Raw genomic sequence first — 11,165 nt, forward strand, 5'->3', positions numbered from 1 at the left:
GCCGTCACAGCTGGCCCAGTACCGGGGTACTCACGCGCACATCAGCATTTTGCCCACGGTTGCGCAGCAGATGATCCATCAACACGATGGCCATCATCGCCTCGGCAATCGGCGTGGCACGGATGCCGACGCATGGGTCGTGGCGGCCCTTGGTGATCACGTCCATTGCGTTGCCGTGCACATCGATCGAACGGCCCGGGGTGGTGATGCTCGACGTGGCCTTGAGGGCCAAGTGCGCAACGATCGGTTGGCCGGAGGAAATACCCCCGAGGATGCCGCCCGCGTTGTTGCTGAGGAAACCTTCCGGCGTCAGCTCATCACGGTGCTCGGTGCCGCGCTGCGACACACAGGCGAAACCGGCGCCGATTTCCACGCCCTTCACCGCGTTGATGCTCATCAGCGCGTGGGCCAGCTCGGCGTCGAGGCGGTCGAAGATCGGCTCGCCCAGGCCTGGCTTCACGCCTTCGGCCACGACGGTGATCTTCGCGCCGACAGAGTCCTGATCGCGGCGCAACTGGTCCATATAGGCTTCAAGTTCCGGCACTTTGTCCGGGTCAGGGCTGAAGAAAGCGTTGTCATCCACGCTGTCCCAGGTCTTGAACGGGATCTCAATCGGGCCCAGTTGGCTCATGTAGCCACGGACCACGATGCCCTGAGTGGCCAGGTATTTCTTGGCGATTGCACCGGCGGCCACACGCATGGCGGTTTCGCGGGCCGAGCTGCGGCCACCGCCACGGTAGTCGCGTTCGCCGTATTTGTGGTGGTAGGTGTAGTCGGCGTGAGCCGGGCGGAACAGGTCCTTGATCGCCGAGTAGTCCTTGGACTTCTGGTCGGTGTTGCGAATCAACAGGCCGATGGCGCAACCGGTGGTGCGACCTTCGAACACGCCGGAGAGGATCTCGACTTCGTCGGGCTCCTGGCGCTGGGTCGTGTGGCGGCTGGTGCCGGGCTTGCGGCGGTCGAGGTCACGCTGCAGGTCGTCCAGGGACAACTCGAGCCCTGGCGGGCAGCCGTCGACAATGGCGACCAACGCCGGGCCATGGCTTTCGCCCGCGGTGGTGACAGTGAACAGCTTGCCGAAGGTATTGCCGGACATGCAGGGCGCTCCGTGAAATCAGTTGAATCAAGTCAACCGTAATAACTTAAGGCAGCCAGTATACGCAGGCTAACCGACTAGTTCATCCTCGAAACCTTACCGGTAGACGTTGGTCCAACCGGCACCTTCCTCATGATGGCGCGATGATGCTGCGAGATCTGCTTTTGACCCTCACCCTGTTTTCCAGCCTTGGCTTCGCCGCCTCCCCTGTCGTGCTGCAACGGCCCATCAGCCTGGACACCGGCAGCGGCGAGCTGTTTGGCTCACTTTTACTGCCCAAATCCGACAAACCGGTGCCGGTGGTGTTGATCATCGCCGGCTCCGGCCCCACCGACCGCAACGGCAACAGTGCCGACGGCGCGCGCAACGACAGCCTCAAGCGCCTGGCCTGGGTACTTGCCCGGCACAACATTGCCAGTGTGCGCTACGACAAGCGCGGCGTGGCCGCCAGCCTGGCGGCCACGCCCGACGAACGCAACCTCACGCTGGACGCCTACGTGGCCGACGCCGTGGCCTGGGGCAAGCTGCTCAAGGCCGACAACCGCATGGGCCCGCTGATTGTGCTGGGCCATAGTGAAGGCGCGCTGGTCGCCGCCCTCGCCGCGCCGCAGCTGGAGCCGGCCGGGGTTATTTCCCTGTCCGGCAGCGCCCGGCCGGTGGACCAAGTGATCCGCCAGCAATTGGCCAATCACCTGCCCCCTGCCCTGTTGCTGCGCAGCAACGAGATCCTCGACCACCTCAAGGCCGGCCAGGTGGATGCTGATGTGCCTGCCCCGCTGGAGGGTATTTTCCGACCCAGCGTGCAGCCGTACCTGATCAGCCTGTTTCGCGCCGATCCGTCAGCCGCTTTCGCCAAACTGCGCATGCCGGCGTTGATCATCCAGGGCACTAACGATATCCAGGTCGGCGTCGCGGATGCCCGGCAACTGAAAAACGCCAAGCCCGATGCACACTTGACGGTGATCGAAGGCATGAACCACGTGATGCGCATCGTGCCCAACAATGTGCAGCAGCAATTGGCCTCCTACAATGACCCGAAACTGCCCCTCGCCGCCGAACTGGGCGAGCGCATCGTGCGCTTTATCGACGGACTTCAAGCCCGTTAAGCGACTATTTACCTCTAGTCCTTAAGAAAGCGGCCGATAAGCCCAGGGTCGACAGTAAAAAGACTGTCGACTCGCAGGGCTTGGACAGGATCGCACCGCATGACAACCACAGAAGCTACACCAGAACCCATCGCCGACACCCCGGCCGAAAAACCCGAGGCCGTCGAGGCGGCGGCGCTGCCGTGGGCGGACGTGCAAGCCGAACATTTCAAGATGCTGCGCCTGGCGCCCCTGACCACGGACCGCGCCACCGGCGTGCGGCCGTTGCGGTTTGTGCAGTTCGGCTATGCCGAGCGCCACGATAAACACCAGAGCCTGTTGCGCATGATCATCCAGTTGCCGGGCCAACGGGTACGGCGCGAGCAGAACCACTTGGATATCTGGGTCGATCACGATAAACACCGCGTGCACTTCGGCCCGGGCAACAGCCTGGAAATCGAACCGGCCAACCGTGGCATCGGTCGCTTCCTCGTCGCCCAAGGCGCAGCGTGGGCGAAAAAGACGTGGTCACACTACCGCGTCGACGGCGTGGACCTAGCTAACAAAGACGCCCTTAACGAAGCCACGCGCCTGCGCCGCGATCACTTCCTGCGCATCCAGGGTTTTGATGTGGCGTATGCCGATGTGCAGCATTTGAAAGGCAATGTACAACCCGGCAAAGTCAGCGCAGTGCTGGACAGTTGGAACACCGAGAAGGTGCAGTTCGTGGAAATCCTCGAAGCCGCACAGATGCTGCAACAGGCTGAGCAGAACCTGGCCGAGCAGGAAGTGAAGCTGCGCAAGGAAGAGGAAAAGGTCACCAAGTTCAAGCGTGAGGACAGCGGGTTGCGCTTTACCATCACCTGTCTGGTGGCGTTTACGGTGTTTCAGGCGGGGCTGTTGATCTGGATTGCGACACACCGATAGCGGGTGCAATGCGATCAAAAATGTGGGAACTGGCTTGCCTGCGATGGCGGGCAACTGATACACCGCCATCGCAGGCAAGCCAGCTCCCACACTGACCGCATGCTTACTTTGAGTTCTGGTTAAACCCTGGCAGCAAACACCGCCTGATGTTCCCGGCACTGCTCAGCCGTCAACATGAACACGCCATGCCCACCGCGCTGGAACTCCAGCCAGGCAAAGTCGACTTCGGGGTACAACGCCTCGACGTGCACTTGGCTGTTGCCAACCTCGACAATCAGCAAGCCCTTCTCGGTCAGGTGGTCCGCCGCCTCGGCCAGCATGCGCCGCACCAGGTTCAGCCCATCATCGCCGCAGGCCAGGCCCAGCTCCGGTTCGTGCTGGTATTCGTCCGGCATGTCGGCGAAGTCTTCAGCATCCACATACGGCGGGTTGGACACGATCAAGTCAAAGCGCTGGCCCGGCAGGCCATCGAAGCCGTCGCCCTGCACGGTGTAGACGCGCTCGTCGACGCCGTGGCGCTCGATGTTCTCGTTGGCCACCTCCAACGCTTCAAAGGACAAGTCGCCCAGCACCACTTCGGCGTCCTGGAACTCATAGGCGCACGCAATGCCGATGCAACCGGAACCGGTGCACAGGTCGAGGATGCGTGCCGGCGGCTGGGCCAGCCAAGGTTCGAAGCGGTTTTCGATCAGCTCGCCAATCGGCGAACGCGGGATCAACACGCGCTCATCGACGATAAACGACATGCCGCAGAACCAGGCTTCTTTCAGCAGGTAAGCCGTAGGCACGCGCTCGTGGATGCGGCGGTGCAGCAAGCGCTGCACGTGGGAGATTTCCTCTTCTTCCAGATTGCAGTCCAGGTAGCTGTCGGCAATTTCCCAAGGCAGGTGCAAGGCACCGAGTACCAATTGCCGGGCTTCGTCCCAGGCATTGTCGGTACCATGGCCGAAAAACAGGTCTTCCCCATGGAAACGGCTGACAGCCCAACGGATGTGGTCGCGCAGTGTGCGCAGGCGGGAGGTGATCACGGGGGCAAGCTCCTGGAAAAAACGACTGGCGATTCTAACAGCCTTCGCCTGTACCGACGATGTACGAAAGCCCTTCACCATCCGTCGGATTTCATCCTATTTGCCATCATTGCGCTAAACAAGCCGCCCACTTGACATGGCTGCACGTCAACAACGGCGTACCTTACGATGGTAGCGATTCACAGAACCGCTCAGCCAGTGGACAATGTCACAAAAGCCCCCCTCACAGGAGCCCCAGAATGTCCGTTCCAAAGACGATGTTTCAACTCAGCGGTCGCGGTTACGCAGCAGCCAACCTGAACCATGCGACCCTCGTGATCATCGACGCCCAGAAGGAATACCTCAGCGGCCCACTCGCCCTCTCAGGCATGGACGCGGCGGTCGACAACATCAAGCAACTGGTCGCGGCAGCGCGCAACGCTGGGCGGCCGATCGTGCATGTGCGCCACCTGGGCACCGTCGGCGGTCTGTTTGACCCGCAGGGCGAGCGTGGCGAATTCATTCCCGGCCTGGAACCCCTGGGCGATGAAACCATCATCGGCAAGCTGCTGCCCAGCGCGTTCCACGGCACCGGCCTTGAAAAACACCTGCAAGACCTTGGCTCCCTGGACCTGATCGTCAGCGGCTTCATGAGCCACTCCAGCGTCAGCACCACCGTGCGCGCTGCCAAGAACCTGGGCTTTCGCTGCACCCTGGTGGAAGACGCCTGCGCCACGCGCGACCTGCCTTACAAAGGCGGCATCCTGAGTGCTGAACACGTACAGCAGACCGAAATGGCCATCATGGCCGATAACTTCGCGACCCTCGCGTTGACCAAAGATCTGATCTGATCGTCCTTCTGATGAGCGGCGCGGCAATGTTTATTGCCCCGCTCATCTGCAAAAGCTTTTCATTTTCTGCAATTGCCTCAGGCACAGGAACAACCTGTGTATCTTCCGGTCGAAGGGCCGATACCCTGGAGGAAAGGTCGGAATGAAGATATCCGATGGTTTTGATGCTCGTCGCTTGCGCCCCAAGGGCCCGAGCAATTGGCGTCTGCGCCTGGTAGCCGGCTTTGCCGCGCTGCTGGCCATTGTTGGTGTGCTGCTGGCAGGTGCCGGTGGCGCCGGTTTGTTTGGTCATTCGCCGGCGCTCGGCGAACTGAATGCCAGCCCGGGCGGCTCGGCTATCCTGTTAGGGATCGGGCTGTTGGTGCTCTGGTTTGGCGTGTGGTTATGGCGTCGCAGCCGTCGACGGATGCGCCAGCCGTTGTCGCTGAACATTGCGTCGCACCTGATGAAAAAGCACGACTGATGGCGCTTGGATAGCGTTTCCTGCGCCCTGGCCGCCGCGATTTAGGTAAACTGCCCGCCCTTCGCGGAGGCTGACATGCAAGACGACGATTTTTCCCTGTTCAAAAACGAGCTGCGCGGCGTCAAGCCGATCAAGCACGACCGCGCCGACACCGGCAAACCCAAGACCGACCGGGCGCAGATTGCCAAGCTGCGCCAGGCCGCGACCGTGCGCACCGATGCCACCACCGTGGATGGCCTGTCAGACCAGTTCGTGATCGATGTAGGCCCCGAAGACGAGCTGATGTGGGCCCGCGACGGCGTGCAGGAAAGCCAGATGCGCAAGCTCAAGGTCGGCCAGATCCCATTCGAAGGCAGCCTTGACCTGCACGGCATGAACGTGGAAAAAGCCCGCGAAACCCTCTGGGCCTTCCTGGCCGAAGCGACCAAATTCGAAATCCGCTGCGTACGCGTCACCCATGGCAAGGCCGTGCGGTTGGATGGCAAGCGGCCGATGATCAAGAGCCACGTCAACACCTGGCTGCGCCAGCATGCCCAAGTGCTCGGCTTTACCTCATGCCAGGCCCGCCACGGCGGCGCGGGCGCGGTGTATGTGATGCTCAAGCGCACCATGATGGAGGGGCGCGACGAGTAACAAGTGCCATCGTCAGGCTTGCAGCGATGTGTCCGCCACCGTAACCTTGCGCTTTGCGAAAATCCCACAGGTAGTTTCATGTCCCTGGAACAGAATTACACAGAGATCCTCGGCCAGCTCGGCGAGGACGTCTCCCGCGAGGGCCTGCTCGACACGCCAAAGCGTGCCGCCAAGGCGATGCAGTACCTTTGCCGCGGCTATGAACAGACACTCGAAGAAGTCACCAACGGTGCCTTGTTCAGCTCCGACAACAGCGAAATGGTGCTGGTGAAGGACATCGAGCTGTACTCGCTGTGCGAACACCACCTGCTGCCGTTTATCGGCAAGGCTCACGTCGCGTATATCCCGAGCGGCAAAGTGCTGGGCCTGTCCAAGGTCGCGCGGATCGTCGACATGTATGCGCGTCGCCTGCAGATCCAGGAAAACCTCAGCCGCCAGATCGCCGACGCGGTCCAGCAGGTGACCGGTGCACTGGGCGTTGCGGTGGTGATCGAAGCCAAGCACATGTGCATGATGATGCGCGGTGTGGAAAAACAGAATTCGTCGATGATCACTTCGGTGATGCTGGGTGAGTTCCGCGAAAACGCGGCCACCCGCAGCGAATTCCTCAGCCTGATCAAGTAACAGGCTGCGTAGGAAAAGGCCGGCGTTCATCGCCGGTTTTTTTTCGCCTGCAGAAATCAGGTAAGCTGCGGCCCCTTCTTCATGGGCAAGAGGTTTTCAGCCATGTTCGTCAAAGCACTTCGAGTGGGCCTCGGCCACGTCATCATCGCGGGCGACTTCATTACCCGCCCACGCAAAAAGCAGCGCCCCGCCGAACAACAGGCGCAGGTGAACGCTGCGGCCAAGGACCTGACGCTGTATCAGTTTCATGCCTGCCCGTTTTGCGTGAAGACCCGTCGTACGCTGCACCGTCTGAATGTGCCGGTGGCATTGAAGGATGCGAAGAACAACGCGCAAGACCGCCAGACCCTACTGGAGCAAGGAGGCAAGATCAAAGTGCCGTGCCTGCGCATCGAAGAGAATGGCCAGACGACCTGGATGTATGACTCCAAGGTGATCATTGATTACCTGGACAAGCGGTTTGCTGCGGTCTGACAAACACTGGTTAACCGGTGTGGGCGCTGGCTTGCCTGCGATAGCATCAGCGCGCAGTACCTGAGCAACCGAGTTGCCTGCATCGCAGGCAAGCCAGCGCCTACATATGAACCTGTGTTTAATCCAGCATCAGTACATGCTTAGGATGGCTAGCCACGCGCTTAAGCCACGCCTGCACCGCCGGGTAAGGCGTCAGGTCAAAACCACCTTCGTGGGCCACATGGGTGTAGGCATACAGCGCGATGTCGGCAATTGAATATTGCTCGCCCACCAGGTAGGGCGTGGCTTGCAGCTGACGCTCCATGACCTTCAAGGCCTTGTAGCCGCCTTTATGGGTGGTTTTGTATTCCTCCAAACGGTCTTGCGGCATGTTCAGGTAAAACTGAATAAACCGCGCCACTGCGATGTAAGGCTCGTGGCTGTACTGCTCGAAAAACTGCCACTGCAGCACCTGGGTACGCAGGCGTGGTTCGGACGGCAGGAACTCGCTGCCATCGGCGAGGAAGTTGAGGATCGCATTGGATTCCCACAGGCAGGTGCCGTCTTCGAGTTCCAGTACCGGGATCTTGCCGTTGGGGTTCTTGGCCAGGAATTCGGCGGTCTGGGTGTCGCCCTTGAGGATGTCGACATCGATCCATTGATACGGGATGCCCAGCAGGCTGAGCATCAATTTGACCTTGTAGCAGTTGCCCGACTTGTAATCGCCATAAACCTTGTACATGGGGCTCCCCTTATGCCGCTTGCGCGTGCTGTGCTTGCCGAACCACCGCGGCCAGGCGCTTGAGACCTTCGTCCAAACGGGCCGGGTCGATATGGCTGAAATTGAGGCGCAACGAGCCATGGTGCTGGTCGGGCTCGGAAAAGAACGGTTCACCGGGCATGAACGCAACGTCCTGATCTAATGCTTGCGCCAACAAGGTGCGGGTATCGAGCGGCTGTTTCAAGGTCAGCCAGAAGAATAATCCGCCTTGAGGTGTTTGCCAGTCGGCCAAATCACCGAAATGGCGCTGCAGCGCGGCCTGGAATGCATCACGCCGCTCGCGGTAAAAGCTGCGCAGTTCAGCCAGGTGCTGTTGGTATTTTTCGCTGCCGATCCACTGCATCGCCTGCCACTAGCCAACGCGGTTGGTGTGCAGGTCGGCCGATTGCTTGAGTTTGAGCAAATGCGGGAATAAATCCGGGCTGGCGATCAGGTAGCCGACGCGCAGGCCGGGCAGCAAGGTCTTGGAGACGGTGCCGGTGTAGATCCAGCTGGCCTTCTTCAGGCGGCCGGCGATGGGCTGCGCACTGGCGCCATCGAAGGTCAGCTCGCGGTAGGGTTCGTCTTCGATCAGGGTCACGCCGAACTCGTCGAGCAAGGCCGCGACGGCTGCGCGCTTGGCCTCGCTGTAGCGCACGGCCGAGGGGTTCTGGAAGGTCGGGATCAGGTAGATGAACGCCGGGCGATGGCGTTCGAGGCTGGCACGCAGGGTGGCCAGGTCCGGGCCATCGGCTTCCAGTGGCACGGTCAGGCACTCGGCGCCGAACAGTTGGAAGATCTGCAAGGCCGCCAGGTAAGTCGGGCCTTCCAGCAGGACTGGGGTGCCCTTGTCGATGTACAGCTTGGCCGCCAGGTCCAGGGTTTGCTGAGAACCGCTGACCACCAGCACCTGGCTGGCCTGGCATGCTACGCCCAACGCGCGTGCTTGGTCGGCGAGCAGTTCGCGCAACTGTGGTTCGCCTTCGCTCATGCCGTATTGGCCAATGTTGAGCGGCATGCCGTCCCAGTTCAATGTGGGCAGCATGGCTTCGGCCGGCAGGCCACCGGCGAACGACATCACCTGCGGGCGCTGGGCCGCGGCGAGGATTTCACGGATCAAGGAGCTTTTGAGGCGCGTAACACGTTCAGAGAAGGCCATAAGGTCACCGGTGGCAAAGCACGTGGGAAATACGTCAAACTACTTGACCGAAATTACGACGGCTTGAGTAGATACGTCAATATGCTTGACCTTAAAAACCAGAACAGCCAGCAACAGGCGATGGAAGCCTTCTTCTTCGGCTACCAGGCCTTCACCGCCAAGGCCGACGAAATGCTTGAGCGCCGTGGCCTGAGCCGCGTGCACCAGCGCATCGTATTTTTTATCGCGCGTTACCCGGCCTTGAGCGTGAAGCAACTGCTGGAATTGCTCGGCGTGAGCAAGCAGGCGCTGAACATCCCGCTGCGCCAATTGCAGGAAATGCACTTGGTCAACAGCGTCGCGGCCGAGACCGACAAGCGCAAACGCCTGCTGGAGCTGAGCGAAGAAGGCCAGCGTTTCGAGCAGTCGCTGCGCCGCGAGCAGGTGAAACTGCTGCAACGTGCCTTCAACGAAGCCGGTGAAGCAGCGGTGGCGGGATGGTTGGCGGTGAACCAGGCGCTGGCCGGGCAGCCTTGATCTTCCCCGCTCACCACAAAGCCCCCTTGCTAGCCTTTCATCCACTTTCGCACAAACAATCGAAAACATTATTTGCTTTATTTGTATACAAAAGCATAATTCGCTTCGTGCGAGTTCCTGACCTATTGGTCAACAAAGCCCGCCAGTACCTCAAAGCGCTGTTGCCCACTTTTGTGACCGGCGCTGGAAATAACAATAAAACTCTTGAGGAGTACTTGCTGTGGAAAGCCGAAAATCCGAAGCCCCGACGCTGGACCTCTCCCCGCCCAGCCTCACCCCCGCAAAGCATGGCTGGCTGGAACGCCTGTTCAAACTGAGCGCACATGGCACCACAGTGAAGACCGAGCTGATTGCCGGCCTCACCACCTTCATCACCATGGCCTACATCATTTTCGTCAACCCCAACATCATGGCCGACGCCGGCATTGATCACGGCGCGGCGTTTGTCGCCACCTGTATCGCCGCTGCGCTGGGCTGCCTGTTGATGGGCTTGTACGCCAACTGGCCGGTCGGCCTGGCGCCGGGCATGGGCCTGAACGCGTTTTTTACCTACACCGTGGTCGGCACCATGGGCTACCACTGGGAAACGGCGTTGGGTGCGGTGTTTATCTCCGGCGTGCTGTTCATGGGCCTGACCCTGTCGCGCGTGCGTGAATGGCTGCTCAACAGTATTCCGGTGAGCCTGCGCCATGCCATGGGCGCCGGTGTGGGTTTGTTCCTCGGGGTGATCGGCCTGAAAACCGCCGGCATCATCGTCGACAGCCCGGCCACCTTGATCAAACTCGGTTCGCTGCACGAGCCTGCGCCATTGCTGGCGGCGGTGTGCTTTTTGCTGATCGCGATCCTCAGCTACCACCGCGTATTCGGCGCGATCCTCATCAGCATCATCGCCGTAACCCTGGCCGGCTGGGGCCTGGACCTGGTGCACTACAACGGCATTCTCTCCACCCCACCCAGCCTGGCACCGACCTGGATGGCGATGGACATAAAAGGTGTATTCAATGTCAGCATGATCAGCGTGGTTTTTGCCTTTTTGTTTGTACACATGTTTGATACCGCCGGTACACTGATGGGCGTTGCGCAACGCGCCGGGCTGGTCGATGCCGAGGGCAAGATTCATAACCTGTCCCGTGCGTTGAAGGCTGACAGTGCATCGAGTGTATTCGGTGCCATGGTCGGCGTGCCGCCAGTGACCAGCTATGTGGAAAGTGCAGCCGGTGTTGCTGCTGGCGGGCGCACCGGGCTGACCGCCGTGACCGTGGGCGTGCTGTTTGTAGCGGCGATGTTTTTTGCACCGTTGGCCGGCATGATTCCGGCGTATGCCACCGCCGGTGCGTTGATTTACGTGGCGATGCTGATGATGGCGAGCATGGCCCATATCAACTGGGATGAGGCCACCGACAGCATTCCGGCGATTGTCACGGCGATCATGATGCCGCTGACGTTCTCGGTCGCCGACGGTATCGCCCTGGGTTTTATCACGTACGTGGCGCTGAAGGCCGGCACCGGCAAGTACCGTGAGATTTCCATCAGCTTGTGGGTGCTGTGCGTGATTTTCATCGCAAAATTCATCTTCCTGTAGTTCGCAGGA

General features: G+C 60.6%; 12 protein-coding genes and 1 pseudogene. 9 read left to right on the forward strand and 4 right to left on the reverse strand.

The annotated features are described in order from the left end of the window. Nucleotides 1-4: 4 nt before the first annotated feature. The gene (aroC, locus tag ACI77I_RS09960; RefSeq protein ID WP_094951442.1) at nt 5-1,096 is read right to left on the reverse strand and encodes a chorismate synthase; all 1,092 of its coding nucleotides are present in this window, start codon (nt 1,094-1,096) and stop codon (nt 5-7) included. Nucleotides 1,097-1,239: 143 nt separating this feature from the next. On the opposite strand from aroC, the gene ACI77I_RS09965 reads away from it, so the two are divergent. Both ACI77I_RS09965 and ACI77I_RS09970 read left to right on the forward strand, forming a co-directional pair. Next, entirely contained in the window at nt 1,240-2,202 is a 963-nt protein-coding gene (locus ACI77I_RS09965; RefSeq protein WP_406997416.1) for an alpha/beta hydrolase, read from the forward strand. A 99-nt stretch (nt 2,203-2,301) separates the two neighbouring features. Beyond that, nucleotides 2,302-3,108: a hypothetical protein gene (locus ACI77I_RS09970; protein ID WP_406997417.1), complete on the forward strand. Its 807-nt coding sequence runs from the start codon at nt 2,302-2,304 to the stop codon at nt 3,106-3,108. 119 nt (nt 3,109-3,227) lie between these two features. Here the strand turns inward: ACI77I_RS09970 and prmB are convergent, their stop codons facing one another. Beyond that, complete coding sequence (prmB, locus tag ACI77I_RS09975) at nt 3,228-4,136, reverse strand: 50S ribosomal protein L3 N(5)-glutamine methyltransferase (RefSeq protein WP_406997418.1); 909 nt, start codon at nt 4,134-4,136, stop codon at nt 3,228-3,230. A gap of 239 nt (nt 4,137-4,375) precedes the next feature. Between prmB and ACI77I_RS09980 the strand changes: the two genes are divergently transcribed. The 5 genes from ACI77I_RS09980 (at nt 4,376) to ACI77I_RS10000 (ending at nt 7,160) form a co-directional block, all read left to right on the forward strand. After that, nucleotides 4,376-4,966 (forward strand): cysteine hydrolase family protein, encoded by a 591-nt coding sequence (locus ACI77I_RS09980; RefSeq protein WP_094951446.1) that lies wholly within the window; start codon nt 4,376-4,378, stop codon nt 4,964-4,966. Nucleotides 4,967-5,108: 142 nt separating this feature from the next. Beyond that, nucleotides 5,109-5,429, forward strand: coding sequence for a hypothetical protein (locus tag ACI77I_RS09985; protein ID WP_094951447.1), 321 nt, complete (start codon nt 5,109-5,111; stop codon nt 5,427-5,429). A 75-nt stretch (nt 5,430-5,504) separates the two neighbouring features. Continuing rightward, the gene (locus ACI77I_RS09990; RefSeq protein WP_083357563.1) at nt 5,505-6,062 is read left to right on the forward strand and encodes a Smr/MutS family protein; all 558 of its coding nucleotides are present in this window, start codon (nt 5,505-5,507) and stop codon (nt 6,060-6,062) included. 78 nt (nt 6,063-6,140) lie between these two features. Next, on the forward strand, nt 6,141-6,686 hold the full coding sequence (gene folE, locus ACI77I_RS09995) for a GTP cyclohydrolase I FolE (protein ID WP_024076633.1): 546 nt from the start codon (nt 6,141-6,143) through the stop codon (nt 6,684-6,686). A 102-nt stretch (nt 6,687-6,788) separates the two neighbouring features. Next, complete coding sequence (locus ACI77I_RS10000) at nt 6,789-7,160, forward strand: glutathione S-transferase N-terminal domain-containing protein (protein ID WP_094951448.1); 372 nt, start codon at nt 6,789-6,791, stop codon at nt 7,158-7,160. Between the two features lie 118 nt (nt 7,161-7,278). Here ACI77I_RS10000 and ACI77I_RS10005 read toward each other — a convergent pair whose 3' ends face one another. Continuing rightward, complete coding sequence (locus tag ACI77I_RS10005) at nt 7,279-7,881, reverse strand: glutathione S-transferase family protein (RefSeq protein WP_094951449.1); 603 nt, start codon at nt 7,879-7,881, stop codon at nt 7,279-7,281. A gap of 10 nt (nt 7,882-7,891) precedes the next feature. Then, nucleotides 7,892-9,058, reverse strand: a pseudogene (locus ACI77I_RS10010) (PLP-dependent aminotransferase family protein). An 81-nt stretch (nt 9,059-9,139) separates the two neighbouring features. Here ACI77I_RS10010 and ACI77I_RS10015 point away from each other — a divergent pair. Both ACI77I_RS10015 and ACI77I_RS10020 read left to right on the forward strand, forming a co-directional pair. Further along, nucleotides 9,140-9,574 (forward strand): MarR family winged helix-turn-helix transcriptional regulator, encoded by a 435-nt coding sequence (locus ACI77I_RS10015; RefSeq protein WP_094951451.1) that lies wholly within the window; start codon nt 9,140-9,142, stop codon nt 9,572-9,574. A gap of 220 nt (nt 9,575-9,794) precedes the next feature. Further along, nucleotides 9,795-11,156, forward strand: a complete 1,362-nt coding sequence (locus tag ACI77I_RS10020) for an NCS2 family permease (protein ID WP_094951452.1) — start codon at nt 9,795-9,797, stop codon at nt 11,154-11,156. Nucleotides 11,157-11,165: the final 9 nt, after the last annotated feature.

It is taken from the genome of Pseudomonas sp. D47, assembly GCF_045447305.1.
In the GTDB taxonomy this organism is placed as follows: Bacteria; Pseudomonadota; Gammaproteobacteria; order Pseudomonadales; family Pseudomonadaceae; genus Aquipseudomonas.